Source organism: Allohoeflea poritis, assembly GCF_027889715.1.
In the GTDB taxonomy this organism is placed as follows: Bacteria; Pseudomonadota; Alphaproteobacteria; order Rhizobiales; family Rhizobiaceae; genus Hoeflea_A; species Hoeflea_A poritis.
Map to the genome: position 1 here is coordinate 189,367 of NZ_JAPJZH010000003.1, position 26,876 is coordinate 216,242.

The following is a 26,876-nucleotide window of genomic DNA, read 5'->3' on the forward strand; positions in this document are numbered from 1 at the left end:
GTATCAGGAACCGCGGGCGGACTATTCGGCGGAGCCACCGCCGAGCGAGGAGATAAGCGTCTCAAGCTCGTCATGCGGGCGCGGAATGACATGGACCGCAACCACGTCGCCGACCTTGTTGGCCGCCACGGCACCGGCATCGGCAGCAGCCTTGACGGCGCCAACCTCACCGCGAACCAGGGTGGAAACCAGGCCGCCGCCGGATTTCGTCTGGCTGATGATGGTGACGCTGGCCGCCTTGACCATGGCATCGGCAGCCTCGATGGCGGCGACAAGGCCGCGTGTTTCGATCATTCCAAGGGCCGCCTGGCCGCTTACGGGTTTAGCCATTTTACGATTTCCTTCTGTTGGAAGAGGTGGGACGGGCGCCGCCCGCCTTGATGTCGATGTGATCGATGATGGCGACGACCGCCGCGTCGACCGGCAGGCCGCCGATCTTTGCCGGCAGGCGCGCCGCCGAACCCGTGGCAAGCAGGACGAGGTCGCCCGGTCCCGCACCGCAAGTATCGGCGGCGACCACCGCCTTTTCCAGCACGGCGCCGGCTCCGTCCTCGACATTGCCGAGAAGAAGGGCGGTGCCCGAGAGGCTTGCTTCCTTGACGGTGGCGGTAACCGTGCCGGTGATGCGTGCGATCTTCATGGCTCAGAAATTCGTCATGTAGCGGTCGATTTCGACCTGGGTGACCTGCTCGTCGAAGAAACCGATCTCGCGCTCGGCCTGCTGGACGAGCAGTTCGAAGAGATCATCGCCGAAGACCGATTTCATGAAGTCCGATCCCCGCGCCTGCTCTACGGCATCGCGGATATCGGTCGGGATGGGATCGGCATCGGCTTCTTCATAGGCGTTGCCGGTGGCGATCTCGGACGGCTCAAGCCCCTGCTCGATGCCGTCGAGCCCCGCCGCAAGCTCCGCGGCGATCAGCATATAGGGATTGCAGTCGGCGCTACCGTCACGCTTTTCGGCGCGCACGGCGCTGTCGTTGCCTTCGATGATGCGGATGCCGACGGTGCGGTTGTCGATGCCCCAGCTCGTATTGATCGGGCAGAATGTATAGGGCTGGCGGCGGCGGAAGGCGTTCGGCGTGGTCGCGCCGCAAAGCGCCGTTTCGGCCATGCGCTTTTGCAGTCCACCGACGAAATTGCGGCCGAGCGCGCTCAGCTTGCCGCCCTCGGAGAAGACGTTGCCACCATCCTTCCAGAGGGAATAATGGGTGTGGAAACCGTTGCCCGACTGATCGATGAAGGGTTTCGCCATAAAGGTCGCGAGATAACCATGCGCGCCGGCAAGCTGCTTGACCAGCGAGCGGAACATGACGACCCGGTCGGCGGCCTGCAGCGCGCCGCCGTAGCGGATGTTCACCTCCACCTGGCCCGGCGCATATTCCGGGTTGGACTGCTCGATCGGAATGCCGGCCTCGTTGATCTGCTGTCGGATCGGCCCCAGGACATGTTCCAGTTCGGCGGCGCGGGCGAGCGAATAGACCTGGATGCCCTCATCGCGTGGCTGACGGGTCTCGGGATCGAGCAGGTGAAACTCAAGCTCCGTGCCGACATTGACCTCGAAGCCCATCCCGGCGGCCCGCTCGACCTGTTTGACCAGCGCGTTGCGCGGATCGATGGGAATGGGCTGGTGGTCCATGCCTTCGGCGCGGGCAAGGCAAAAAGCCACGCCCGGCTCCCACGGAAGCGGCACCGGCTGGGTGATCGGGAACATGTGCATGTCGGGATAGCCATTGTCGAAATTGACATAGGGCGTGTCCCAGACATCGCTGGTCATGTCGATGGCGAAGAGCGCGATGGAAAGCGCGTTGCCGCTGTTGCAGATGTGGTCCCAGTGAGTCGACGGGATGCGCTTGCCGCGCATGATTCCGTTGAGATCGCCCAGGCCCATGGCCACGGTGTGCGTGCCTTCCGGCAAGGTGAATGATGCACCCGACAAGATCGTTCCCTCCCAAATGCGGTCTTGAAGACCGTTCGTATTCTGAATACAGTATTCAGAAATCGATAACAAAGCAAGAGGGAAATCAGGATGCGTAGCGAAGCGATTGTCGTCGGCGGCGGTATAGCCGGCGCCATGACTGCCCTTGCCCTGGCGCGCCGCAACATCAAGACAACGCTGGTCGACCGCTGGGAGCCCGGCCATTCGCGCGCATCGTCCACCGACTACAACCGGGTCATCCGCTCGATCCACGGCCGCGACGAATTCTACACGCGCTGGGCGCGTGAATCGCGCGAGCGCTGGCTGGAGATGCAGGCCGAGACGGGCCAGCGCCTTTATTACGAATGCGGCGCGCTGGTGCTGGCGACGGCCGGCCATTGCGACTGGGAAGATGCGACGGCCGAAACCTTCCAGAAACTCGGCGTGCCCTTCCACCGCTTCTCGCCCAACGAAATTGCCGTGCGGTTTCCGCAGTTCGATCCACACGACATCTCCTATGGGCTCTACGAGCCGGAAGCCGGCATGATCATGGCGCACCGCGCCGTCATCACCACGATCGACCTGTTCAAAAAAGCCGGCGGCACGGTGATACGCGGGCGTGTGGAGACAGACAGGACCGAGCGGCCGATGCTGGAGGGGAAGCCGCTGGAGGCCGACGTCATCGTGATCACCACGGGCGCCTGGATGGGCGACATGTTCCCGCGCACGGTCAAGCCGATCTCAAGCGTCGTCGGTGTCAATGTACTCTATACCTCGACGCCTGACGGCAGCACCGCCTTCGACCAGGAGAACATGCCCTGCTGGATCGACCACGGACAGGGCTCGTTCGGCCTGCCCTCGACGGAAGGCTCCGGTGTGAAAGCCGCCGTGGTCATACCCGACACGATCGATCTCGACCAGGACGAGCGGCTGATCCGCCGCCAGACGCTGAACCGGACACGCAGCTACATCAAGAAACGCCTGCCGGGCCTCGTCGGCGAGAAGGTGGTGGATTCGAAATTCAACCAGATCGTGCTGACGCCTGATACGCATTTCATCGTCGACCGGCACCCCGAGCACGAAAACGTGCTGCTTGCCGGCGGCTGCTCCGGCCATCTCTTCAAGCACGGCCCGGTTTTCGGCGATTTCGTCGCCGGTGTCGGCGTAAAGGATTTCGGCACCGCCGACCGCTTCAGGATCGCCGGCCGAAAGAAGCTGTCGCCGAAGGAAAGCCCGTCGGGACGGTAGGGAAAATCCGGGCGGACTTCACCGTCCGTTTCCCGACAAGCCGCCATACCTTGCACATTCTGCAAGTGCATATTCACATTTTGCTATTGCATTCGGCCGTCGTGGTTGAGACGTTCTGACGACAGTCGCAGATCAGGGCGTCATCATGAGCAAGCATCACTACCGGATCGGCAACCAGATCAAGGCGGCCTCCGCGGTCATCGGGGTGCAGCCGGAAGCGGTTCTTCGGCGCGCCGGACTTTCGGTCCGCTTTTTCGACGATCCGGATGCCGAGGTTGAGCCCGCGCAGTATTTTGCAATCTGGGCAGCAGCCGAAGGGCTGTCGAACGACCCCGATCTGGGGGTGATGCTGGGGCGCAAGATGCCGCATCTGCCCTTCGGCTCGGCTCTGGTGGCCTTTTCCTGCGCCGACACGATCCGCACTGGCCTCGACCGGCTGACGCTGTTCAAGCCGCTGATTGCGCCCATCAGGATCGAACACCGGGAAACGGCTGAAGGCTATATGGTTCGTTTCCTGCCGCTTGATGACAGTCTGCATTTCAGTGCGCTTCTGTCGAATTTCGAAGTGAGCTACTTTGTTGAACTTTGTCGCCTGCTGACCGGCCGCGATGTTTCACCGCTCAAGGTCGGCACCATTGCTCCGGCACCGGCCCTCAGAGATTTTCTGGGTATTGCACCACGCACCAGCGGCGCGCCTGAAATCCTGTTTCGTCTTGCCGATATCGACTTGCCGCTGATTTCGGAAAACGCGGACATCTGGCAGGGGCTGGAGCCGATACTCAGCAAGCGGATGCTGGAAATGAACCGGGAAGCCCGCGCGGCCGATCGCGTCCGGGCCGAACTGATCGAACTGCTGCCCTCGGGAAGATCATCGATCGACGATGTGTGCGGCCGGCTGGGCGTCGGTCGGCGCAATCTGCAGCTCAGGCTCGCCCGGGACGGCACGAGTTTTCGCGACGTGCTGGAGAACCTGCGCCGTGAGCTTGCCGTCTCCTATCTGCGTGACGATACGATGCGCGTTGAGGAGGTGTCCTACCTGCTTGGATTTTCCGATCCCAATTCCTTCTACCGCGCCTTCCGCGATTGGACGGGCATGACGCCGGCCGAGGCGCGCAATCTGCACTGATTGCGCATATCGCTAGAGAATATGCGCGGCTCGCGAGTGTATCGCACCAGGCGAGCGGCTAACCTGTCGGCGGTTTTCAACAAGGGACTCCCGACATGACAGAAGATCTCAAAACTGCGTCCCGCCGCCAGGTTCTGGCCGGCGCGGCGGGTATCGGCCTGGCAGCAGCGACGCTCTCCGCGACAGGCGCACATGCCCAGGAGCAGGCCGGCGGCGCATTCGCCGGCAAGACCGCCTTTATCACCGGCGGCGCGCGCGGCATCGGCCTTGCCTGCGCCGAGGAACTCGCCAAGGGTGGCGCGAATGTCGTGCTTTACGATATCGCCGCGCAGCCTGCCGAGATTCCCTATCCGATGGCGACGGAAGAGGATCTGGCCAACGCAAAGGCCACGGTTGAATCGCACGGGGTAAAGTGCCTGGCCATCAAGGGCGATGTGCGCGATTTCGACGCATTGCAGGCGGCGGTGGCGCAGACCCAATCTGAATTCGGTTCCCTGGACTTCCTGATCGTCAATGCCGGAATCACCCAGCCCGGCCGGCTGGGCGGATTCGATGAAGAACAAGTGCGCACCATAACCGACATCAACCTGATCGGCTCAATCAATACAATGCAGGCTGCAATGCCGATGATGCAGGAACAGGGAAGCGGGCGCATTATCCTGATGGCCTCGACCACGGGACGCGCCGGCAGCGATAATTTCCCGCTTTACGGGGCGACCAAGTGGGCGATGATCGGTCTTGCCAAAAGCGCCGCGCTGACCGTTGCTCCACTGAACATTACGGTCAATGCGGTCTGCCCGACGCTGGTGCGCACCAAGCTTCTGGACAACGAATATGTGCTGAACGCCCTGGCCCCGGGTCAGGGCGTGACCTTCGAGCAATTCGACGCGCTCGCCAATCAGCAGATTCACCCGATGGATGTCGGCTTTTACGAACCGGTCGAGGTCGGTCGCACAGTCGCCTTCCTGTGCGGCGATGGCGCGCAATTCATCTCGGGCGAGGTCGTAGACATCGGCGCGGCCGCCAATGCGCGCTTCCCCGCATAAAACCATCATGCACGGCGGCACGTGATATTTTGAACACGAACCTGCCCGGTCGGCGACTCCCGCCCCGGGCAGGTGTCGGCGCAGGATGAGGCCCTTGCGCCAATCCGGATCGAGGTGAGCAGCAATGGATATCGACACGTCTTCCCCGGTGATGGTGACCGGTGCCACAGGCTATGTCGCCGGCTGGATCGTAAAGGCCTTGCTTGACGCAGGCCTTACGGTGCACGCCGCCGTCCGCGACCCGGACAGTGCGGCAAAGGTGCAGCACCTTGCGGACATGGCAGCCGATGCGCCCGGGAGCATCCGCTTCTTCAAGGCCGATCTGCTGGACGAAGGCTCCTATGGCGCGGCCATGAACGGCTGCTCGATCGTGTTCCACACGGCTTCTCCCTTCGTGATCGACGTGGCGGACCCGCAGCGCGATCTGGTGGATCCCGCAGTAAAAGGCACCGCAAACGTCCTGAACTCGGTGAACGGCACGCAATCGGTCAAACGCGTTGTGCTGACGTCTTCCTGCGCGGCCATATATGGCGATGCCGCCGATTGCGCACATGCGCCGGGCGGCATTCTGACCGAGGCCGTCTGGAATACATCCTCGTCGCTGACGCATCAGCCCTACTCCTTCTCCAAGGCCGAAGCCGAAAAGGCGGCCTGGGAGATCGCCGCAGCCCAGTCGCGCTGGGACCTGGTGGTGATCAATCCGTCGCTGATCATCGGGCCGGGAACCAGACCCGACGCGACGTCGGAAGTATTCCGGACGATCAGGCAGATGGGCGACGGCACTTTGAAATCGGGAGCGCCACGGGTGGGAATCGGCGTTGTCGATGTCCGCGAGGTCGCGCAGGCCCATATCAACGCGGCATTCACACCCGAAGCGGAAGGCCGGCACATTCTGAACGGCACGAACACCGATTTCGTCGAAATCGGGCAGGCTCTCGCCGAGACCTTCGGCAAGGACTATCCGCTGCCCACCAAGGCCCTGCCGAAGCCCGTCCTGTGGTTGATCGGACCGTTCGTGAACAAGTCCCTGACGCGCAGATTCATCGCACGCAACGTCAACCATCCGTGGAAGGCGGACAATGCCAAGAGCAGACAGGCGCTCGGCGTATCCTACCGGCCGATGAAGGACAGCCTGACCGAAATGTTCCAGCAGATGATCGAGGCGGGCGCGTTCAAGAAAGCCTGAGGCGATCTTAGAGCGTATCTGGTTTAGATTGCCGTCGCGCTTGTCACGACCGCCGGAATGGGCACGTCCCACCGAGGCCCGTCGCCGTGCTTTTCCAGAACCTTCGCCGCCACTGCCTTGCGGATCGCGGCAGCATTCGCCTCAGGTTGGGGCCGCAGCAGCGCTCCGCCCCGCGCCGTTCCCTCGCGAAAGAAATCGTAGGGCGTGCCGGGATCGTCCACGCGCCACATCGAAGCCACTGTTGTGCAGTGACAATCCGTGAAGCCGGCTGCTGTCAAAACCGGAAAGGCTATCGCGGGATCCGCATAATCGTTGGCGCCCGGTCCCGGCGGCAGGGCAATGTCGGGATGCCCATGCGCATTGATCGCGCCGAAGACATATCCGAATGCGCTGTCGATTTCAGGTCCGCACCAGACGGAAAACGCCAGCCGTCCACCGGGCCGCAAGACCCGGCGCGCCTCCTCGACCACGCGCACGGGATCTGGAACATGCGGCATTCCGAAACCAATGGTGACCGCATCGAACGTGCCGGCATCAAAGCCGAGATTCATCGCGTCGCCCTCGATGAAGCGTGCGTCGGGAACTGCCTCTCGCGCCATTTCCAGCATCGCCGGCGAGAAGTCGAGGCCGGTCACATTCGCCCCTGCCCCCACCAATCCGGCCGTCACATTGCCATGCCCGCAGCAAAGATCGAGCGCCCTGGCGTCCGAATTGACGCCGACCGCCGCAACCAGATACGGCACCACCATGTCGGCCGCCTGTGCGAAAGCCCGCGCATAGGATCGCGCCACACCTGCGTCCGACCACTCGCGCTTCTCAAGTGCGGCAAAACTGTTCGCGTCATCTTCATTCGCCATCAGCGCTCCCCTTTTGCTGACCCTGCATGCCGGCAATGAAACGCAAATGCGGGCAGATTTACAAGATCGTGGGTGATGACGCCCGGGTCGGGAAGCTGACGAGGCGTGGATGGCGGATGCCGTCTCAAGCCAGCCTGACCCCGTTCGCCACCCCGGAGACACAGTCCGGCATCACGCCATCGAACTGATGCCGAACAGGTTGCCTTCGGTGTCCTGGCACAACGATACCCATCCATATTCGCCGATCGAGAATTTCGGCCTGACGACTTTTCCGCCGGCGTCGGTGACACGAGCCTCCTCGACCGCGCAATCCTTCGCCGAGAAATAGACGATGGTCCCGCCCGCACCGGGAGACGCGTGGGCCGACTTCGTCAGCGCGCCGCCGGCGCCATAGGCACTCATATCCGCCGGGAAACTCATCATCCGGCTTTCGCCGGTGGGATCACCGATGGGCTCGAGCGTGCAATCCATCACGGTCTGGTAAAAGGCGACCGCCCGATCCATGTCATCCACATAGATATCGAACCATCCGACAGCGTTCATTTTGGACATCTTCAACTCCTGTTTGTTGTCGCGAATGTCCATTGGCTACCGGGTCACCAACGATCCGTATTGTGGATTTCAGACATCGAATTTTTTCGAGTATTGCCCCGGCGTGTAGCCGGTCGCCCTGCGAAACGAATGAATGAAGTGGGACTGGTCGGCATATGCAAGCGACGGCTCGCCATTCAGGGATTGCTGCAGCCGAAGCACTTTGAAAAAATCGTGCGGGGCAAAACCTGTTGTTTTCTTCAGAACCCGTTGCAGCTGGCGCGGTGAAAGCTCTGATATTGCTGCCATATCCGCAACCGAATGAATGTCGTCAATATGCCGGAATATCTTCTCGGTGACCCTGTTGGCGACCAGCAGTTTGTTTTCGATCAGGTCCTCAATGAAGCTGCACAGGATCGTCTGTTTGACCGCAAATTCCTTCCCCATCAGGCTCTTGTTGACGGCAACCAACGGCAGCGCGCCTACATAGGCTTCCTTCACCAGACCATAGGACGTCGCGGCGCGGCTTGCCTGCCATACGCCCGGCAAAAGCCGGATGTTGAAGAAGTGAAAGGACCTGCCGAGATCAAGCTCTTCGGATGAGGCACGCAGCCGCGTCACTCCCGTGACATTCGGGTCGCATTGATCGAAGACAATATAGGTGCACGCATCCGGCAGCGCGTGGAAACGGTAGTCTTCGGCCAGCGGCGACAGTGTGCGCAGTTCCAGGAACCGATGCACGACACCTTTCAGATGGTCAGGCGGCTCGGCTTCGAGAAACTGCACATCATCGACCGCCCTGTCCCTGCCGTTTCCCTTCGGATCATACATGCAACGCTCGCTTGATTGGTCTTGTGTGTCCGTCATCCGATTTTGGACAATAAGGACGCCGGGTTCCATTCCTTTATTCAATCCAGCAGGCCGCCGGCCGGTTCCGGCGCGGCCATATTGATCTTGCATTGCTGGCCATTCCGTTCAATCAATCGGCTTCGGAAAACGCAAATGCCCGTAGCGGAGACCCTGCATGACCACGCCTGAAGACAGACGATCCACGGAAGGCATGGTCGATTACAACAGGAACTCCGCCATGCAGCAGCAGCTCGTCAACCATTATGCGGAGCGTCTCGGCGAACTGGTCCGGCGGCTGGGACGGGTCGAACCCGAGTTGCGCATTGTCGATTATGGCTGCGGCCCCGGACAGAGCGCCATCGAGGCGGTCGCACCGGCAATCGACACCTACCGCGCACAATTTTCCGATGCGCCGATTTCGGTCTGCCACGCAGATCAGCCGGGCAATGACTGGAATGGCCTGTTCCAGCTCATTCCGGGACCGACGGGTTATACAGCGCCTTTCATCCGCACCGGCGCGGCTGTCGGCAGTTTCTATGACCGCATGGCAGCTGAAAACTCGGTTGACCTTGCGACCTGCTTCATGGCCAGTCACTGGCTCAGCCACGCCGTCAGTCTCGATGCGCCGGGTTCCGTCTGGTTCGCCGATCTGCAAGGCGCGGCGAGAGTGGAGATGGCCGAACGGGCGCGCAGGGACTGGACGCGGTTCCTGCAATGCCGGGCCCGGGAGCTGCGCAGCGGCGGTTTTCTGCTGGTCTCCTGCCTCGGCGCCGTACCGGAAGCGGGCGAGATCAACGGCATCGCGGCATCCGGCCGGGCCGTCTACCGGGCCATTCATGCAGTCGCGCAGGACATGGCGCAGGACGGGCTGATCGACAAGACCGTCCTCGACCGCTTTGTTTTCGGAGTCTGGTTCATGACGGCCAGGGAGGCGCAAGCGCCCCTGCAGTCGGACCCCGAACTGGCCGAGGCCTTTGAAATCGAGGAGATCGCGGTCGTGCCGGCGCCGCGCAACCCGCTTGATATCTATGCCGACTTCATTGCCGATCCGGCCGAGTATGCCCGGCTCTATGTGGGCTATGTGCGCGGCTTCGGCCATTCGACCCTGCACAACTATCTGTTCGAGCCGGGTGCGATGAACGGCCGGAGCGCGGAAAGCACCGCCGAGGAATTCTACCGCCGGCTGGACGCTCTCTACCGGGCAGAGCCCGGAAAACATGCCGGAGAAACCTGGTATCTGGCGGTCATCCTGCGCAAATCGTGACCGCTGCGGCGGCGTTGAGGGCGATGTGTGGACGGCCCGGGTAAGACCGATCGGCCTGTAACGGCGCGGACGGATTTTCCGCTTCGGACCGTCGTCAAGATCGCAAAAGCAGCTTTGAGTCATCACCTTTCCCTCCTATGATCCGATGAACTTGGATCGATAGGAGGATTTCGGCGTGCATCTTGGGATTCTGACCGGCGGCGGGGATGTTCCCGGCCTCAACGCGGCGATCAAGGCCGTGGTCAATGAAGCACATCGGATGGGCTGGCGCGTCACCGCGTTCCGGCGCGGATGGGCGGGGCCGGTCAACACCGATGCCGCCGACCCGTCGGCGACGCCGAATTCGCATATGGCTCTGACGCCCGACCTTGTGCGGGCCGTCGACCGGACCGGCGGAACCTTCATCCACACGTCGCGGACCAATCCGTCACGGATGAAGCCGGACGAGATACCGGACTGGGTCAAGGTCGACCGCGAGCCGGACGCGCATGGTCGGATCGACATCACGTCCCATGTGCTTGGCGTTCTGAACACCATGGAAATGGACCTTCTGATCGCCATCGGCGGCGACGATACGCTCTCTTACGCGGCGCGCATTCACACCGAGGGGATGAAGACCATGTGCATCCCCAAGACCATGGACAACGATGTTTTCGGAACCGATTACTGCATCGGTTTTTCCACCTGCGTGACGCGCTCCGTGGAAATGATCAACCGGCTGCGCACATCGGCGGGAAGTCACGAGCGCAACATGATCGTCGAACTGTTCGGCCGCAATTGCGGGCTGACGGCGCTTGCCGGCGGCTATCTCGCCGATGCCGACCGCACGCTGATCGCCGAAGTTCCTTTCGACCTGCAGCGCCTTGCCGATCTGCTGACCGAGGACCGGGCGCGCAAATCGTCGAACTACACGGTCTCGGTCATTTCCGAAGGTGCGCGCATCATCAATGAGGAGATCATCCAAAGCGGCGAGGAAGACGCATACGGACACAAGAAGCTGGGCGGTATCGGCGAGCGGGTCGCAGCCGGCATCAAGCAGCTCACCGGCACCAATATCATGGTGCAGAATCTCGGTTACCTTTTGCGCTCGGGCGGGCCCGATGCCGTGGATCTGATCGTCGCGAAGAATTACGGGACCATGTGCGTGCAACTGATTGCGGAAGGAAAGAGCGGCCTGATGGTCGGCATCCGTGACGGCTGCTATGCCACCCAGCCCGCCGATATCAGCACAAAAGGCGAGCACCGCGTCGATGTCGACGGGCTCTATGATATCGACCAGTACCGCCCGAAGATCGCGCGGGTCGAAGGCATACCGATGTATCTGCGTTAGGCGTTGAGCACCTTTCGCAGCGAGGCTTCGATCTGGCCGCTGCACCAGGCGTTTCCGTATTCGGCGTCGCTGCGCTCGCGCAGTCGGGCCTGTTGCGGCAGCGCAGCGATCCGGTCCGACAGGCCGGCGATCGCCGGAGCCGTCTCGTCGAGCACCGGCCGCAACGGCGGCAGCTTGTCGGTCATCGTGCCCCACAGGATACAGGCGGTCAGATCCGCAATACCGGGACTTTCCGTGCCAAGGAGATAGCCCGATTGCGCCGTCATGCCGTTACGGCGGGCGGTTTCCTCGAAGATCGTCATCCAGCGCCTCAAGCGCGGCTGGAATTGCGCCCACATCTCGTGCGTCCACATCTGCGCGCCATTGTAGAGCGTCATTTCGTAAAGCACGTCATTGGCATCGGCGACGATCTTGTCGGTCATCGCCTGATTGAGAGGATCGCCGGCAATCAGCCCGTGCTTCCTGCCGAGATAGCCCAGGATCGCCGGCATCTGCGACAGGGAGACCCCTGCCCCATGATCGACAAGCACGGGCGGCCCGACAAACGGTATCGGCTGATCGGCCGGCGCCTTGTTCTTCAGCGCCGCGATCGTGTTGAAATCCGCCTCATCCCATGAAGCGCCGACATGGGCCAGCACGGCGCGCACAAACTGGCCGCGGAAAGCGATCGGCCAGTAATAGAGCGAATAATCGGGCATATCTGCTTCCTTCATGTCGAATTAGCGTTACGCGCGGATCACAGTCAGAAAACACCCATGGCGAGGCCGGCCGCAAGCGCCCGGCCGAGGTCGCGGCAAAGGGCAAGCTGCTCGTCTGGGATGGTTTTTTCGGCGAGGATCTGTTCGGGGGTCTGAGCGTGGGTGCAGACGATCAATGGCGGCTGCACTTCCTTCAGCCGCCAGCCGGTGGCGATGCGTGCGGTCTGGCGCGCGGCATTTTCCCCGTCCGATCCGGCGCAGACCATCTGCGCATAGGGACGTCCCTCGATGCGGCCAAGCACGGGATAGTAGCAGCGGTCGTAGAAATCCTTCATCACGCCGGCGATGGCGGCAAGGTTCTCCGGCGCGCAGAAAAGATAGCCATCGGCCCCAAGCAGGTCGTCCGGCCCTGCCTTGTCCGCTGTTTTCAAGACGGTCGTCGTTTCCTCGCGCGCCGCTTCAGCCGCGGCCTCGGCCATCTGCCTGCTGCCGCCCGTCTTCGAGTGATAGACGATGAGAAGTTCCGCCATTTCGCTCCGATTCCGCATCTTCCTGCCCGCAGACATTAGGGCGGGCGAGCGCCGATGCCAATGACCGGCAGATCATCCTTGTCCGAAGCGTTTCCTTCAAACATCAACGGGCGGCCCGAGGGCCGCCCGTTCTGCTTGTCCCCGGCGCTCTCAGACGCCGGCGGGAGGAGCGTTCACCAGTCGAAAGCGCGGTCGATGCCGGCCATCTTCACGCCGGTGAACGCAGAGGCCTCGAAAGACATGGCCCGGAGGTCCTCCACCTCCAGATTGTGCACAGAGGACTTGCCGCAAGCCTTGGCCAATGCCGTGATCTCCATGGTCATGGCCGTCAGGTAACGGGCGATGCGCTCGGCGCCGGCATGCGGGTCCATGCGGGCTTCGAGCTCCGGGTCCTGCGTTGCAATGCCGACCGGGCAAAGGCCCGTGTGGCAATGGTGACACGCACCGGGGGCCGTACCGAGCCTGGCGAAATCTTCGTAATAGCGCGGCGAGTTGCAGCCGAGCGCGATCATCGCGCCATTGCCGATCATCACCGCGTCGGCACCGAGCGCCAGACATTTGGCGGCGTCGACGCCCGAGCGGATGCCGCCGGCGGCAACGAGGCTGACCTTGCCGGTCATGCCGCATTCGTCGAGCGCCTCGCGGGCGGCGCGGATCGAACTCATCGTCGGAATGCCCGTATGGTTGAGCAGGAGTTCGGGCGACGCGCCGGTGCCGCCCTCCGCTCCGTCCACGACGACGACGTCAACGCCGGCTTTTGCGGCGATGGCGACGTCATAGCGCGGTCGCGTTGCGCCCATCTTGAGGAAGATCGGCACCTGGTAGTTGGTGGCGATACGCAGTTCCTCGACCTTGACCGCCAGGTCGTCGGCGCCGAGGAAATCCGGATGGCGGATGGTCGAGCGCTGGTCTACGCCGACGGGAAGCGTACGCATCTCGGAAATACGTTCGCTGACCTTCATGCCGAGCAGCAGGCCACCGGTGCCGGGCTTTGCGCCCTGCCCCACGACGATCTCCAGCGCATCGGCGCGGCGGATATGGTCGAGATCGATGCGGTAGCGCGCCGGCGACATCTGGTAAAGCAGCGTTTGAGAGGCCTCGCGCTCTTCCTCGAGCATGCCGCCCTCGCCCGTGCATGTCATGGTGCCGACCTTGGAGGCGCCATAGCCGAGCGATGCCTTGGCATTGGCCGAAAGCGCGCCGAAGGACATCGAAGCAATGTAGATCGGGATCTTCAGCTCCACCGGCTTTTCGACAAGGCCGCGTCCGCCGCCGAGCACCGTCGTGGTGTCGCAGCTCTCGCGGTAACCTTCCAGCGGCAGGCGGGTCATCGTCGCCGGCACGAAGGTCAGGTCGTCGAAGGTCGGCATGCGCTTGTTGAAGGTGTTGTAGCCGCGCACCTGGTAGCGGCCGAGCTGGGCCAGCGCGTGAACCTCGGAGATTGCCTCCGGCGTCCAGCGCGTAGAGCCGCCTTCGGCGTAAGAAGACGGCACGCCCGCAGGCTTGCCGGCAATGGCGCCGTCGGAGAACTTGACGGCCTCCTCGCTCGGCATGTCGAAAGGGTATGTGTAGGTGTCGTTCAGATCATCAGCCATGCGTTCGCATCCCGGCTCTCGAAATACCAAAGGCGCTGTCCGGAGATCATCTTGCGCCAGTTCCTTGAGGAGTCGACCAGCCCGAGCGGCTCGAGGATCGAATCGACCTCGGCGACCTCCTCGGCCGTCGGCTCGACCACATTGACGTCGACACCGAGGCTTTCCACCTCGCCGGCGACCCAGACCTCACCTTCCCACAGCGCGTCGGCGCAGGAATGCCCGGCGCCGCCCAGCGCGATGATCTTGCCGGAATGGGCCATGAAGCCGGACTGGTAGCCGATCTTGCCCTCGACGATGATGTTGCCACCCTTCATGGCGACGCCGCAGCGCGGTCCGCTGTCGCCTTTTACGTGGATGGTGCCGCCGGTCATGGCAGCGCCCGCCGACATGCCGGCATAGCCGCCGACGGTCACATGGCCGCTCGCCATGCCCTCGGCGAGACCCCAGCCGGCATTGCGCTCGACCTCGATCACCGCGCCGTCATTGAGACCGGCGCAGTAATAGCCGACGCTGCCCTCGAAGCGCACATGGGCGCCCTTGGGAAGACCGATGCCGAGATTGTGGCGCGACAGTGTGTTGGTGACGACCACTTCCTGGCCCTCGGCCGCGGCCTTCTGAAGCTCGTCGTTGATTTCACGGATGTGGCGCTGACCCGCCTCGACGACGCGCGCGCTCACGCCGCCATCCTCCGGTTGCCCACCGTCCAGATACCCGTCAGGCTCGGCCCGTCATAATTGATGACGTCGCATTCGTCGGAAAAGACACGGCGCACCGCCTGTTCCTCTGTCGCGGCGGCCAGTTCACCGGCCTGCTCGATGACCACCAGCGGCTTCATGGCGAAACGGTCCTTGGCAAAGCCGATGCCTTCAGGCCGTGCGATCATATAGGTGAAGACGCCGTCAATGGATGGGATGGATTTCTGCAATGCCTGGGCCATGGTCAGGCCCTGGCTGATCTGGTCGGAGACCCAGACGGCGATCAGTTCGCTGTCATTCTGGGTCAGGAACCGGTAGCCCTTGCGCTCCAGGCGCTCACGCCAGGAATAGTAATCGGTGATCTGGCCATTGTGGACGATGGCGACATCGCTGAACGGACGGGCCCAGAAGGGATGGCTGGCATTGGGCAGTACCGAGCTTTCGGTCGCCAGGCGCGCATGGCCGAGCCCGTGCGTGCCGACCATGTCGCGCACGCCGTGCTTGTCGGCAACGGCCACGGCCCCGCCGATATCCTTGACGATCTCCAGCGAACGGCCGCAGGACTGAACCTCGAAGCGGTCGGTCAGCGTATCGGCGTCACGAATCCAGGCGGCGATGTCGCGCGGATCGCTGATCACCATGCGCACGCAATAATGCGGGTTGTCGTCGGTAACGAAGACCGGCTCCTCCAGATAGTCGGAGCCGTGCTCGCGCAGAATGTCGCGAAACCGCTCCATATCCGCGTCAAGGCCGGTCTTGTCGAAGCCCATGCCACGCAGGACATAGCCTTCGTCACGTGGTGTTCCGTAGATTGCGAAGCCGGTGCTGTCGGCACCGCGATGCTCCTGCGCATCCATCAGTTCGACGAGGTCATTGCCGACCCGGCCGGGGGATGCCAGGATTCGCCCGGCAATTCCGCACATTGATTTCTCCCTCAACTCGTTTTTGTGTATACTGTATTCAGTATTCATGACGGATGCAACTGGACGAAACAGGATTCAGGTATTTTTTCTGTTTTTCGAATACGGTATACACAGCGCGCCCGACTCACGGGCGCAAAAAAGACCGAGGGAAGGCACCGCCTATGGCGTTGAAAAAAATCAAACATGAACGGCAAAGGCTCGCAGATATCGTCTACGACCAGCTCCTGGAGGCGATTCAGTCCGGCACCATTTCCTCCAATGAAAGGCTGGTACAGGAAAAGCTTGCCGAGGAGATGCAGATCAGCCGCACGCCGGTGCGCGAGGCGCTGCTGCGCCTTGAGCAGGACGGCATCCTGACCTCCTCTTCGCGCGGCGGTTTTTCCATCCACCGCATGACCAACAGCGAGGTCAAGGAACTCTACCAGGCACGCGCCGCCGTCGAGGGCCAGGCCGTGCGCATCCTTGCGGCGCAGAACGATGCGGAGAAAAACAAGGCGCTGCGCGCGACGATCGAGCGCGAGGAGAACATCTCGTCTTCCTCGATCCGGGCCTATTTCGAGGCCAACCGCAAGATCCACCGGCGTCTGGTGGAGCTGTCGGACAACCGTTACCTCATCGAGATGTTCGACAATATCTGGAACCGGGGCGTGTCCTACAATCTCTTCGCCGCGATCGACAAGATCGATTTGTCCGCCTCCTTCGGCGACCATATCCGCCTGGTCGAGGCGATCGAGACCGGCAATCCGACCTTCGCCATGGACGCCATTATCGACCATATCACGCACGGCCTTGAGCTGCAGTTCGAAGCGCTGGAAGTGAAGGACTGAACCGCCGATGCGCATTGCCATCCTGCTTGCCGACAATGACGATACGGACCTTTCGAGGAACCACCCGGATGACGGCGAGAAATTTCGCGCGCTCTTGGGTCGGCACCGTCCGGACTGGATCTATGAGTCCGTCCCGGTCAAGGACGATGTCTTTCCGGACTCGGCATCCGACTACCAGGGTTATGTCATTACCGGCAGCCCCTCCTCGGTCAATGACGATGTTGCGTGGATCATCCGCCTCAAGGAGTTCATTCGCGAACTCGACCGGCTCAAGATCCCGACGGTAGGCGCCTGTTTCGGTCACCAGGCCATCGCCGCGGCGCTTGGCGGGCGCGTGGGCAGCAATCCGGATGGCTGGGGGCTCGGTATCGAGCCGACGCGCTTCATGCGCCACACGCGCTGGATGGACCCGCCGCATGCCGAGCTGAAGCTCTATTCGGCGCACAAGGAGCAGGTACTCGAACTGCCGGACGATGCAACCGTGCTCGGCAGCAGCCCGATCGCACCGGTTGGCGCCTTTGCCATTGGGCAGCACATTTTCACGACGCAGCATCACCCCGAAATCACGCCCGGCTATATGAGCGATCTTGTCCAAGTTGTCGCGGACATTGCCGAACCCGAAGCCGTGGACAAGGCGCGGGAAACGATCAAGGGCAGCGATCAGGGCGATGATTTCGCCGGCTGGATGGTGCGCTTCTTCGAACTACCGCGCTGAACAACCGCGCTACGTCCACATTGGCCGATTGCTATTTTTCGTTTCCGCCGCTTAACTGAAATCGGACGGCGGAAACGGAGATGCTCCGATGGGCCTGCGCTTCATCTTCATGCTTACCCGCAACGACCAGACGGTGCCGGATGCGGCGGAACATCTGAAAACGGCGCTGTCCCTTGGCGTGCGCCATATCGGCTTCAAGGATGTCGGCCTGCCGGTTAGCGAATTGAAATTGCTCAATGCCTCGATCAAGGCCAAGGGCGCGACATCTTACCTGGAGGTCGTATCCCTGGACCGGGACAGCGAAGTGGCCTCGGCCAGGGCCGCCGTCGAGATCGGGGTCGATGTCCTGCTGGGCGGCACGCGCGTCGATGACGTGCTGCCGATCCTGAGCGGGACCGGCATCGAATATTTCCCGTTTCCGGGGCGCATTGTCGGCCATCCCAGCGTTCTTGAAGGCACTGTCGGGGAAATTGCAGAAAGTGGCCGCGAACTGGCCTCGCGCGACGGGGTGAGCGGACTTGATCTTCTGGCTTACCGCTCGCCGACCGCCGACGTGCCGGAGCTAATCGCGGCCGTCTGCGCGGCCGCGGGCAAGCCCGTCATCGTCGCCGGATCCATTGCCAGCAAGGAGCGCATCTCCGCCGTGCGCGCTGCGGGCGCGGCGGGCTTTACCATCGGAACCGCCGCGCTTGACGGCGCTTATCCGGCGGATGGCGAGGGTCTCGAAGCTCAGCTTTCCGGCATCGTGCGCGATGTCGCCGAGTTGAACGGGCACCTGTCTCCCTTCGGGAAGAAGAACCTGGATGCTGCCTTCGGTGGCCTTTCCGAGGCTGCCTCGCCGCGCGTCGCGGGGCAGGTCAACGATATGCGGATCAAGCTCGAAAGGCTGGAAGGCGCCCTTGGATGGCGCTTCCACCGGCGCGAGGACAAGCTGCTGCTGGTTCACAGCGGCCGTCTCCTGATGCGCTTTCGCGACCGTGAGGAAATCGTCGAGGAAGGCGAATTCATCGTTGTTCCGCACGGCGTCGAACATTGCCCGGTCGCGCTGACGGAAAGCTGCGCGGTCGTATTGCTGGAGCCGGCAAGCACAGAGAACGACGCTGAAACAAAGGCTGGCCGCAACGCCAGGGAAGATGCTGCTGCGCCGGGCTAGCCCGTTCCCACGCAACGGCACATACATTGCGCGCGCATCGAACTTGTCGTTGCATCCGTCCGGTTCCATGTATTTTCTGGCAGTTGCAGTTTTTTGGCCGGAGCACCGCTTTCGCACATGGCATTGCTGGAATTCACGGATCGCGGCATCTTCTGCCGCCAGGCGGATGTCTATATCGACCCGTGGAAGCCGGTCGAAAGGGCTCTGATCACGCACGGGCACGCGGATCACGCACGGCCCGGCCACGGGACCTATCTCTGTACCGAGGCCGCCGCCCCGGTCATCCGCCTGCGGCTTGGCGACATCGCGTTGGAGACCGTCAGCTTCGGTGAAACCCGGACGATCAACGGCGTGGACATTTCGTTTCATCCGGCCGGCCACATCCCCGGCTCCGCGCAGATCAGGATGGAATACAAGGGTGAAGTCTGGGTCGTTTCCGGCGACTACAAAGTGCGGCCGGACAATCTGTCGGAGCCGTTCGAACCGATCCGCTGCCACACTTTCATCAGCGAATGCACCTTCGGCCTTCCGGTGTTCAAATGGCGGCCTCAGGAAGATGTGCTCGCTGAAATCAACGACTGGTGGCGCGAGAATGCCGAGGCCGGACGCACAAGCGTCCTCGGTGCCTATTCGCTGGGCAAGGCACAGCGCCTGCTCGCAGGTATCGATGAAGGCATCGGGCCGATCTACACCCACGGCGCGGTGGAAAACACCAATGCCGTCTTGAGGGCGCAGGGCCTTTCCCTGCCGGATACGACGCTGGTGACGGACGAACAATCCAAGGGCGACTATGGGTGCGCCCTCATCATCGCTCCGCCCGGAGCGCTTGGCTCGAACTGGATGCGCCGGTTTCCGAAAGCATCAACCGGATTTGCCTCCGGCTGGATGGCCATGCGCGGCGTGCGGCGGCGGCGCGCCGTCGACCGCGGCTTCGTGCTTTCCGATCACTGCGACTGGACGGAGCTGAACGAGGCGATCGCAGCCACGGGCGCAGAAAACACTTATGTCACGCACGGTTATACGGAGATTTTCCGGCGCTGGCTTGAAGAGCGCGGATACCACGCGCGCATTGTCGAGACCGAGTTCCGCGGCGACGACCTGGAAGAACCCGCCGAGGGCGAAGGGGCATCCGCATGAGAGATTTCGCGGAGCTTTTCACGGCGCTTGACCGGACGACAAAGACAACCGTCAAGGTAGCCGCCCTGTCTGAGTTTTTCACCGCCGCCAGCGATGACGACAAGCTGTGGACGATTGCGCTGCTGTCGCACCGCCGGCCGCGCCGGACGGTCAACACGACGATGCTGCGCGAATGGGCGGCCGAGGCGGCCGGCATTCCGCTTTGGCTCTTCGAGGAAGCCTATCCGGTTGTCGGCGATCTCGCTGAGACCATTTCGCTTGTCCTGCCGGAACACTGCGACGCCGCAGACGTTCCGCTGACCGAATGGATCGATCTGATCATCGGGTTGCGTGATGTCGAAGAGGAAGAACGGAAGACGGCCGTAACTGACGCCTGGCGCCGGCTGGACCGTGTCGAATGCTTCCTGTTCAACAAGCTGATCACCGGCGGCTTTCGCGTCGGCGTGTCGCAAAAACTCATGTCGCGCGCCCTGTCAAAGGCGACCGGGATCGACGAGGCCGTCATCGCGCACAGGCTGATGGGCGACTGGACGCCGCAATCCACTTCCTTCAGCGACCTGATCCTGTCAGGCGACGTCAATGACGATCACTCACGGCCCTATCCGTTCTGCCTGGCCTATGCCGTGGAAGAGGATGTCGATGAGCTGGCCGAGCCCGGCGACTGGCTGGCGGAACGCAAATGGGACGGCATTCGCGGGCAGGTGATCGTCCGCAATGGCGAGGTGTTCGTCTGGTCACGCGGCGAGGAACTCGTGACGGACCGGTTCCCGGAATTCCATGTGCTCGCGGAGCATCTGCCCAACGGCACGGTGCTTGACGGCGAAATCCTGCCCTGGCGCGACGGGCGGCCCATGGATTTCCAGTCCCTGCAGACCCGTATCGGGCGCAAGACGGTCGGCAAGAAGCTGCTTCAGGACGCTCCGGTCATCCTCATGGCCTATGATGTCATGGAGGACCGGGGCGTGGACATTCGCGAAATTCCCTTCGAGACGCGGCGTGCGCGCCTTGAAGAGATTGTCGAAGAGGCTGCCTCGCCTGCGCTGCACCTGTCGCCGATGCTGGCTTTCGACGACTGGCCGGCGCTGGCGGCAGAACGCGAGCAGTCGCGCGCCCATGCCAGCGAAGGCCTGATGCTGAAGCGCAAGAACAGCGTTTATCACACCGGGCGGCGCAAGGGCGACTGGTTCAAGTGGAAGGTCGATCCGATGACTGTCGATGCGGTTATGATCTATGCCCAGCGCGGCCATGGCAGGCGGGCCAACCTCTATACGGATTTCACCTTTGCGGTCTGGAAGGACGGCGAACTGGTTCCCTTCACCAAGGCCTATTCGGGCCTGACGGACGCGGAATTCAACGAGATAACCAACTGGGTGCGGCGCAACACGCTGGAGCATTTCGGGCCTGTGCGGCGCGTGACGCCGGAACTGGTGTTCGAGATCGCCTTCGAGGGCATTCAGAAAAGCAAGCGGCACAAATCCGGCATCGCGCTGCGCTTCCCGCGCATGCGGCGCTGGCGCCGCGACAAACCGGCGGTCGAGGCCGGGACCATCGAAGAGCTGTTCGGATTTTTGAACGCTTCGGCTTGATAATCGGTTGGGGATCACCGATTGAAGTTTCCGTCACCTATGGCTTCAATTTGATACACCAGGGCACCGGCATGAAACATCGAGTTCAACTCAAGCTGCATTCCTAGATGGATTTCGCGGCACCATGGTGCATGGTCTGCGAGATGCAATATCAGTGTTAATGTTATACTGTCTGCCTTTGTGTATTTCTCGCGATCGGCCCCTTCTAGATACCGATGATGCTTTACAACCTCAACCGCAGGCGATTCAAACAAATCTGCATTTACTTAGACGCGCCATCAAGTCGGTGGCATCAATCTAAAAAAACCCTCGACGGGCACACCTCCTCCATCATATATCCCTTTATTATCAAAGCCGCGCGACACGACCTGTTCATTGGAGCCACATAAACGGATCGCTTTGGATGTTAATATCCGCCGCATAGGGTGAATAAAGGAACTAATTGCGCGCGTTTAAGTCACTGTATTACTAGTCGACGAAGATATACACATGAACAAGACACCGATAGAGCATGAATCGCAGAATGATCAAATCAATGCATCTCTAAGTGACGAACGGGACACCGCTCTTAAATACTACTTCGACGCGGTGCAGACTATCCGACACTATGATGGTGAGAGAACTGGGACACATCGACTGGCAGTAGCTGTCCTCGGTTCATTATTTGCATTTACTGGAAGCAACCTGTTTAGCCCTACGATGCTTGTGGTTTCGTCCGCAACTGGTTTGTTGCTGGCATGTTTATTTTTCCTGATTGCCCAAAAACATGCTTCTCTGATAACCCGCGAAAGAATCAAAGCCAGTGTGGCTAGGGATGTCCTTTCCAGCATAGGTAACGATATTATAAGACGTATTGATCAGTCAAAAACCGATAAATATCAGAAATCGCGGCTATCTAGCATACGTGTATCAACACTCTGGTCCGCCATGTACGCTACATTTGTTTTAGGCTTTATGGCACTTTTCCTTTTCCACATTCTATACGGTGAATGACCACTGCCTAATTTAAGTACCCAAATTGTTCGGCTTCGAAGACATTCACTTCAACGTCAAACTTCAGAAACTCTGAACGTACCCACTCTTTTTCACTTCTTGGCGCAATGACGTGGTCTATGTAGTTGCGAATATGCCAACCATCGACAGATTCAAGTAGCCAACAATGCTGAAAATACTCATCTCTTGGCGGGCGTTTTCTACCCAGAACTATAGCATCTTTGAGTGAAGATATTTCGTCGGATTTCTCACTCGCCAACGGATTCAAAAATTCTGGATGATTGCCAAGGCTATACCAAATCGCACCTTGACGCATGTGGTGAATAAGCCGAAATTCTCTTTGATGGAAGAACGCTAATATATCTTCATTTATTGAAGAGTCAGTCTGTTGGAAGAGATTGAGCATCATATTTACAAATCCGACTAGATTGAAACCTGGCTCACGGTCTAGATTGAATAAACCAAATAATTCTTTCTTTTTTTCATTGCTCATTAAGGTTATATGCTCTAATATATCTTCATTATATTTTAAAGCAAAATCAATTTCTTTAAGTTCAGAATATTCTGGAAATTTATAATTGTCTTTCTTTATTCCGCTTTCGATATACGATAGGACAATAAGTATTTCTCTTATTTCCTTCAGGCGGGAAATAATTTGAAAATTAAGACCTGGAATACTACCATGTTCAGCTGAAAAACTGTCACCGAATATGTCATTTGGTGAATAATAGGAGGTCGGCACGATTCCAATTCTACGTGCGGATATTGGATCAATTGCTAAGGCGAAAGGGCCAAACAAGTCCGAATGCGATCTAAGCGCTCCCGGTTGATACCTGGGACCCGCAGCTGCCGGCGTAAGCCCTCTAACTGTTGGTTCATAGAGCTCACTTGGGGAACAAAGTGTAAAGCACACCCTAGATTGCATATGCTTGATTTCAGGTTCACCAGTGTAAAGGAGAACTCGTTTTTTCGCGTACTCCGTGTTGGGATCAGGATAAATTTCCAAATATTCTGGCGTACAAAGCAGCCCAAATTCCACAATACTACTTAAAGTTGACTTTGCGACATCAATGTCATACTTTTTTAACTTGCGTTCCGCTGGAGGGCGGGGAAAGGCGTGATATAAGAACATGAAATACCTACCTTTTTTTACCTATTTGTTCATGTTCTGCATCTTTGCCTCTTTGGCCAACGCGGTGCGAACAACTACCACAATTTCTGCTGTTGCGAACCCTCAATCTGCTCACAAGGTAGCAAGAATCATCAATAGCGGGGAGCACCGTATCGGTGGCGGCGTTTTTTTTGATGGAACTACGACCTTTGTACTTGAAGATGGAGATAGCAAGTTCCGGTTGAATTCGCGAGAGCTGCAGTTGGAGTATTCGAGTGGGTCCGTTTTCCTTTTGTACAAGGGAGTTCGATATAACTACGACATGCATGCGGAACTGGTTTGTCCACTGTCGAAATTTACGCTTAGAGAAGCCAACCTAGCTTATTCAATTCCGTCAGACAGATCAGATCTAGGAACCGAACTACTGAGCAATATGGGGCTGGTGCCAGTTGGGCGCACCGGATCCTGGATAGCGCGCGAGTTTCTCGAAAACGAACTTCCATTTTTACTATTTGGTATGGACTTTGCAGAAGTTACACCGCTTCCAGATCACCTGGAGTTGCAGATCAGAAACGAGGTGAATAAGCTCACCGACGGTGTGATAGGTGGACTAACTGCAGAATGGGATTCATATGTTAACACTGACTCGATGTCTAACATCACGACATATCTTGTAAGAAGTTCTACCGAAGTAGAAATCGCTGGCGTGCCGTTGCGCTTTTATTGGCGCCAGCTTTCTGACCAGAAAACACAAGTAGTCCGTGTGGAAGCCTATTCGCAGAAACTCGGTTCGACAAAATTGACGGAATTTTCTTCTCTGGACAAAACTTTGATGCAGGATTTAAGTACAGTAAATTTGTTGGTCGCTAGTACGCAATTCAATCAAATCGATTACGTAAGCGCATATCAATCTGCGGCTTTGTTCAAAACACTGCACGCGCTTGACTCCAGTAATTTTTTGGAATTTTCTGTGGATGCTTGTCAATAAGTGAATTCGATTTATATTTTGGAAGAATATTGCTTATTTTAGACATTTAATATATTTACATTGTAGGAACAATTTCGTCAAAAATTACCAAATTTCAGTGTTAGCAAATACTCCAATTGAAATTTGGTTTACGATTAGGATTTGCTGCTCCTTGCACTTGCCGTGGACAGGCATACTGGCAATTCGGATGCTACCCGTTTTCTCAACATTGCCCCCTCAGGCGCCTTGCGAAAACTGGCGTACGCCCAACACAAAGCCAGTGTCCCCCTTCTTCGAAAATCTTCCAGTGAGCTTCCACCTTACGAAAGCTGGGCGCTCAGCCCCTCCGCTCCGTTCAGCCCGGAAGGCGGCGGACGGTCGAGACCTCTACAAGTCTTCCGGTGCGCGCGGACTCGATCGCGCTGAAGGCAAGCTCAAGGCTTTTGAGGTTCCCGGAGGCCGCGTTGAGCGGTGCGCGTCCTTCCTCGATGGCGCAGAGCAACTCGCCCATGGCGCCGCGGAAACCGTCATTGAACCATTGCCCTTCAAGCTCCGGCTCTGCCCGACCTGCCCCGGTCGTCAGGGTCACACGCTGCCGGCCGAGATCAGGGCCGGCGCTTGATAGGCTGCCTTTGGTACCGGCAATATAGGTCGCATCCTGCGGACCGAAGCGCGTGGCGGCATCGAAGACCAAAGAGGCCTGCCCGCCGTCCAGTTGCACAAGGCACTGCGCCAGCAGCGGCGGTGCGACCTCCTGCCCCCTCGCCCGCGCCTTCATGGCAAAGACGGAGCGCGCCCGGTCCCCGGCAATGCTCGCCAGGAAGTCGAACCAGTGGATGGCAAAATCATAGAAGACAAGGTCCTCGATTTTCTCGAAGGCGGTTCCCCTGATCCAGCCGTGATCCCAGTGGATGGCGATATGGCAGCTGATCAGATCGCCGATGAGTCCCGTCTTCACTGCCTCGCGCATATAGGAAAGATGCGGCGCCCAACGGCCGTTCTGGTTGACGGCAAGAAAGACGCCATTCTCACCCGCCAGTTGCACCAGCCTTTCGCCTGTGTCGAGATCAAGGACAAAGGGCTTCTGGGATAACACATGCTTTCCGGCCTTCAGCGCAGCCTCAATGAGCGCGACACGCTCGGCAGGATGCGTGGTGATGTCGACGACCTCGATGGCCGAATCTTTCAGGACCTCGTCGTAATTGTCGGTGGCGATGGCCTGCGGAAAGAATTCGTCGCGCCGTGAAACCGCGTTGGCCAGCGTTTGGCTGCAAATGACCGCAATATCGAGGCCGGCGGTCCGGTAGGCGTCGAGATGGGCCGCCGAAATTCCGCCCGCGCCCACGAGTGCTATTCGCGGACGGTAGTTTAGCGGCTGTGGCGGACGGTATTTGAGTTGCGGCGCATCGACCCGTGCCGTTTCGGCTGCCGTCAGAGCATAGGTGTCGGTGTCCGGCTTTTCATCTGTCACGGAACCAGCTCCAATGTGCGCTTTTGTTGTGCTGAAAGCGCGGCCGTATCGACGATGCGCTGCGCATCGAGGCAAAGCGCAGGATCGAGCGGTCCGCCGATCGGTTCGTCGCGCTCGATGCAGCCGAGCACATATTCGATCGGCCCGCGCCGGCCTGGCGGCAACGCGTCGACCGCAATCGGCGTCGGCTCCGGCTTGTCGCGGGTCTGGACGGTGACATGGTCTTCATAGTCGTAGCTGGCGATCGTGCCCTCGGTTCCGACAACCACGAAACCGCATTTCGGCTGCGGCTGGATGGTCCAGGGATCGCTGAAGGTGCCCCAGCGCGTCTCCATCTTGGAAAGGCCGTGCGCATAGCGGCAGACCGTGACGGAATGCTGATCGACCTCGATGCCGGGCGTCTCGTCAACCACCGATGTGACCTCGATCGGGATCCGGCCGTTCTGGAACCAGGTGCCGAGCGTCGCACCATAGCCGAGATAGTCCAGCAGGCTGCCGCCGCCCGAAGCGCGCTTGTACCACCAGGAGGTCGGCTTTTGCCGTTCCACCTCCTCGGCGCTGACCTCAACCTTGTCGGCAAGATGGTAGAGCGGCCCGCGATTGCCGTCATAAAAATGCACTTCGATCAGATCGCCGATGACACCCTCGTCGATCAACCGTTTGCAGGTGACGTGGCTCTCGACCCAGGCCAGCGGCCAGTTGATCGCCATCTTCCTGCCCGTTCCGTCCATGGCGGCAAGCATGCGGCGGGCGTCGGCGACCGACGCCGCGAAGGGTTTCTCCACCATGATGTGGACTTTGTGCCTTGCGAGCTGCTCAACATGGTCGGCATGTTCGGCCGTTGCGGCGCAGAGGATCGCCAGATCGGGTTTCGACGTTTCGACGCAGGCATCGAGATCGGTGAAAACCCGCTCGTCAGGGATCGAAAAATCGGCAATGGCCTGTGCCATGCGCTCGCGCGATTTGTCGTAAATGCCGACGATTTCCGCATCCGGATGGTCGAAGACCTGGCGCAGCAGATCGCCCATATGCATGTGGTCGAAATTGATGCCCGCGACACGCCACTTTGCCATTGTTCCTCCCCGGTGGCCTTCGCCACCTCATTTCGATTTCCCTGCGG

At 60.0% G+C, this 26,876-nt stretch carries 27 protein-coding genes; 13 read left to right on the top strand and 14 right to left on the bottom strand.

Annotated elements, in window-relative coordinates; translation table 11 throughout:
- Positions 1 to 21 precede the first annotated feature (21 nt).
- The 3 genes from OOZ53_RS06230 to OOZ53_RS06240 are packed head-to-tail and all read right to left on the bottom strand — an operon-like array spanning position 22 to position 1,939.
- Positions 22 to 330: a BMC domain-containing protein gene (locus OOZ53_RS06230; RefSeq protein WP_271088488.1), complete on the bottom strand. Its 309-nt coding sequence runs from the start codon at positions 328 to 330 to the stop codon at positions 22 to 24.
- 1 nt (position 331) lies between these two features.
- The gene (locus OOZ53_RS06235; protein ID WP_271088491.1) at positions 332 to 640 is read right to left on the bottom strand and encodes a EutN/CcmL family microcompartment protein; all 309 of its coding nucleotides are present in this window, start codon (positions 638 to 640) and stop codon (positions 332 to 334) included.
- Between the two features lie 3 nt (positions 641 to 643).
- Entirely contained in the window at positions 644 to 1,939 is a 1,296-nt protein-coding gene (locus OOZ53_RS06240; RefSeq protein ID WP_271088492.1) for a glutamine synthetase family protein, read from the bottom strand.
- A 90-nt stretch (positions 1,940 to 2,029) separates the two neighbouring features.
- On the opposite strand from OOZ53_RS06240, the gene OOZ53_RS06245 reads away from it, so the two are divergent.
- The 4 genes from OOZ53_RS06245 to OOZ53_RS06260 all read left to right on the top strand — a co-directional run bounded on the left by OOZ53_RS06245 (position 2,030) and on the right by OOZ53_RS06260 (position 6,524).
- On the top strand, positions 2,030 to 3,166 hold the full coding sequence (locus tag OOZ53_RS06245; RefSeq protein ID WP_271088493.1) for an FAD-dependent oxidoreductase: 1,137 nt from the start codon (positions 2,030 to 2,032) through the stop codon (positions 3,164 to 3,166).
- Positions 3,167 to 3,311: 145 nt separating this feature from the next.
- Positions 3,312 to 4,292 carry an AraC family transcriptional regulator gene (locus OOZ53_RS06250; protein ID WP_271088494.1) on the top strand — a complete coding sequence of 327 codons (981 nt, stop codon included), beginning with the start codon at positions 3,312 to 3,314 and terminating at the stop codon, positions 4,290 to 4,292.
- Between the two features lie 95 nt (positions 4,293 to 4,387).
- Positions 4,388 to 5,338, top strand: coding sequence for an SDR family NAD(P)-dependent oxidoreductase (locus OOZ53_RS06255; RefSeq protein ID WP_271088496.1), 951 nt, complete (start codon positions 4,388 to 4,390; stop codon positions 5,336 to 5,338).
- A gap of 124 nt (positions 5,339 to 5,462) precedes the next feature.
- Positions 5,463 to 6,524, top strand: coding sequence for an NAD-dependent epimerase/dehydratase family protein (locus tag OOZ53_RS06260; protein ID WP_271088498.1), 1,062 nt, complete (start codon positions 5,463 to 5,465; stop codon positions 6,522 to 6,524).
- A gap of 23 nt (positions 6,525 to 6,547) precedes the next feature.
- Here the strand turns inward: OOZ53_RS06260 and OOZ53_RS06265 are convergent, their stop codons facing one another.
- The 3 genes from OOZ53_RS06265 to OOZ53_RS06275 all read right to left on the bottom strand — a co-directional run bounded on the left by OOZ53_RS06265 (position 6,548) and on the right by OOZ53_RS06275 (position 8,743).
- The gene (locus OOZ53_RS06265) at positions 6,548 to 7,381 is read right to left on the bottom strand and encodes a class I SAM-dependent methyltransferase (protein WP_271088500.1); all 834 of its coding nucleotides are present in this window, start codon (positions 7,379 to 7,381) and stop codon (positions 6,548 to 6,550) included.
- A 171-nt stretch (positions 7,382 to 7,552) separates the two neighbouring features.
- The gene (locus tag OOZ53_RS06270; protein WP_271088501.1) at positions 7,553 to 7,933 is read right to left on the bottom strand and encodes a VOC family protein; all 381 of its coding nucleotides are present in this window, start codon (positions 7,931 to 7,933) and stop codon (positions 7,553 to 7,555) included.
- 69 nt (positions 7,934 to 8,002) lie between these two features.
- Positions 8,003 to 8,743 carry a helix-turn-helix domain-containing protein gene (locus OOZ53_RS06275; RefSeq protein WP_271088502.1) on the bottom strand — a complete coding sequence of 247 codons (741 nt, stop codon included), beginning with the start codon at positions 8,741 to 8,743 and terminating at the stop codon, positions 8,003 to 8,005.
- A gap of 193 nt (positions 8,744 to 8,936) precedes the next feature.
- Here OOZ53_RS06275 and OOZ53_RS06280 point away from each other — a divergent pair, with 193 nt between their 5' ends.
- Positions 8,937 to 10,025 carry a class I SAM-dependent methyltransferase gene (locus OOZ53_RS06280; protein WP_271088503.1) on the top strand — a complete coding sequence of 363 codons (1,089 nt, stop codon included), beginning with the start codon at positions 8,937 to 8,939 and terminating at the stop codon, positions 10,023 to 10,025.
- 175 nt (positions 10,026 to 10,200) lie between these two features.
- Complete coding sequence (locus OOZ53_RS06285) at positions 10,201 to 11,355, top strand: 6-phosphofructokinase (RefSeq protein ID WP_271088504.1); 1,155 nt, start codon at positions 10,201 to 10,203, stop codon at positions 11,353 to 11,355.
- Here the strand turns inward: OOZ53_RS06285 and OOZ53_RS06290 are convergent.
- The 5 genes from OOZ53_RS06290 to OOZ53_RS06310 all read right to left on the bottom strand — a co-directional run bounded on the left by OOZ53_RS06290 (position 11,352) and on the right by OOZ53_RS06310 (position 15,796).
- The gene (locus OOZ53_RS06290; RefSeq protein WP_271088505.1) at positions 11,352 to 12,053 is read right to left on the bottom strand and encodes a glutathione S-transferase; all 702 of its coding nucleotides are present in this window, start codon (positions 12,051 to 12,053) and stop codon (positions 11,352 to 11,354) included. The genes OOZ53_RS06285 and OOZ53_RS06290 overlap by 4 nt on opposite strands.
- 44 nt (positions 12,054 to 12,097) lie before the next feature.
- Positions 12,098 to 12,583, bottom strand: coding sequence for a flavodoxin family protein (locus tag OOZ53_RS06295; RefSeq protein ID WP_271088506.1), 486 nt, complete (start codon positions 12,581 to 12,583; stop codon positions 12,098 to 12,100).
- Between the two features lie 173 nt (positions 12,584 to 12,756).
- Positions 12,757 to 14,178 carry an FMN-binding glutamate synthase family protein gene (locus OOZ53_RS06300; RefSeq protein WP_271088507.1) on the bottom strand — a complete coding sequence of 474 codons (1,422 nt, stop codon included), beginning with the start codon at positions 14,176 to 14,178 and terminating at the stop codon, positions 12,757 to 12,759.
- Positions 14,163 to 14,855 carry a GltB/FmdC/FwdC-like GXGXG domain-containing protein gene (locus tag OOZ53_RS06305; protein WP_271088508.1) on the bottom strand — a complete coding sequence of 231 codons (693 nt, stop codon included), beginning with the start codon at positions 14,853 to 14,855 and terminating at the stop codon, positions 14,163 to 14,165. The genes OOZ53_RS06300 and OOZ53_RS06305 overlap by 16 nt, the downstream gene beginning before the upstream one ends.
- Entirely contained in the window at positions 14,852 to 15,796 is a 945-nt protein-coding gene (locus OOZ53_RS06310) for a class II glutamine amidotransferase domain-containing protein (RefSeq protein WP_271088509.1), read from the bottom strand. Before OOZ53_RS06310 ends, OOZ53_RS06305 begins: the two co-directional genes overlap by 4 nt.
- A 161-nt stretch (positions 15,797 to 15,957) precedes the next feature.
- Between OOZ53_RS06310 and OOZ53_RS06315 the strand changes: the two genes are divergently transcribed.
- From OOZ53_RS06315 to OOZ53_RS06345, 6 genes are all read left to right on the top strand, one after another.
- Positions 15,958 to 16,623, top strand: coding sequence for a GntR family transcriptional regulator (locus tag OOZ53_RS06315; RefSeq protein ID WP_271088510.1), 666 nt, complete (start codon positions 15,958 to 15,960; stop codon positions 16,621 to 16,623).
- 7 nt (positions 16,624 to 16,630) lie between these two features.
- Positions 16,631 to 17,338, top strand: coding sequence for a type 1 glutamine amidotransferase (locus OOZ53_RS06320; RefSeq protein WP_271088511.1), 708 nt, complete (start codon positions 16,631 to 16,633; stop codon positions 17,336 to 17,338).
- A gap of 88 nt (positions 17,339 to 17,426) precedes the next feature.
- Positions 17,427 to 18,491: a cupin domain-containing protein gene (locus tag OOZ53_RS26495; RefSeq protein ID WP_333780588.1), complete on the top strand. Its 1,065-nt coding sequence runs from the start codon at positions 17,427 to 17,429 to the stop codon at positions 18,489 to 18,491.
- A 117-nt stretch (positions 18,492 to 18,608) separates the two neighbouring features.
- Complete coding sequence (locus tag OOZ53_RS06335) at positions 18,609 to 19,628, top strand: ligase-associated DNA damage response exonuclease (protein ID WP_271088512.1); 1,020 nt, start codon at positions 18,609 to 18,611, stop codon at positions 19,626 to 19,628.
- On the top strand, positions 19,625 to 21,214 hold the full coding sequence (locus tag OOZ53_RS06340) for an ATP-dependent DNA ligase (RefSeq protein ID WP_271088513.1): 1,590 nt from the start codon (positions 19,625 to 19,627) through the stop codon (positions 21,212 to 21,214). The genes OOZ53_RS06335 and OOZ53_RS06340 overlap by 4 nt, the downstream gene beginning before the upstream one ends.
- A 489-nt stretch (positions 21,215 to 21,703) precedes the next feature.
- Positions 21,704 to 22,207, top strand: a complete 504-nt coding sequence (locus tag OOZ53_RS06345; protein ID WP_271088514.1) for a hypothetical protein — start codon at positions 21,704 to 21,706, stop codon at positions 22,205 to 22,207.
- A gap of 7 nt (positions 22,208 to 22,214) precedes the next feature.
- On the opposite strand, the gene OOZ53_RS06350 is transcribed toward OOZ53_RS06345, so the two are convergent.
- Positions 22,215 to 23,339, bottom strand: coding sequence for a hypothetical protein (locus tag OOZ53_RS06350; RefSeq protein WP_271088515.1), 1,125 nt, complete (start codon positions 23,337 to 23,339; stop codon positions 22,215 to 22,217).
- Here OOZ53_RS06350 and OOZ53_RS06355 point away from each other — a divergent pair.
- On the top strand, positions 23,338 to 24,306 hold the full coding sequence (locus tag OOZ53_RS06355; RefSeq protein ID WP_271088516.1) for a hypothetical protein: 969 nt from the start codon (positions 23,338 to 23,340) through the stop codon (positions 24,304 to 24,306). The genes OOZ53_RS06350 and OOZ53_RS06355 overlap by 2 nt on opposite strands.
- A gap of 334 nt (positions 24,307 to 24,640) precedes the next feature.
- On the opposite strand, the gene OOZ53_RS06360 is transcribed toward OOZ53_RS06355, so the two are convergent.
- A complete protein-coding gene (locus OOZ53_RS06360; RefSeq protein ID WP_271088517.1) occupies positions 24,641 to 25,756 on the bottom strand; it encodes a Gfo/Idh/MocA family protein in 1,116 nt (371 codons plus the stop codon).
- On the bottom strand, positions 25,753 to 26,829 hold the full coding sequence (locus tag OOZ53_RS06365) for a Gfo/Idh/MocA family protein (RefSeq protein WP_271088518.1): 1,077 nt from the start codon (positions 26,827 to 26,829) through the stop codon (positions 25,753 to 25,755). Before OOZ53_RS06365 ends, OOZ53_RS06360 begins: the two co-directional genes overlap by 4 nt.
- Between the last annotated feature and the right edge of the window lie 47 nt (positions 26,830 to 26,876).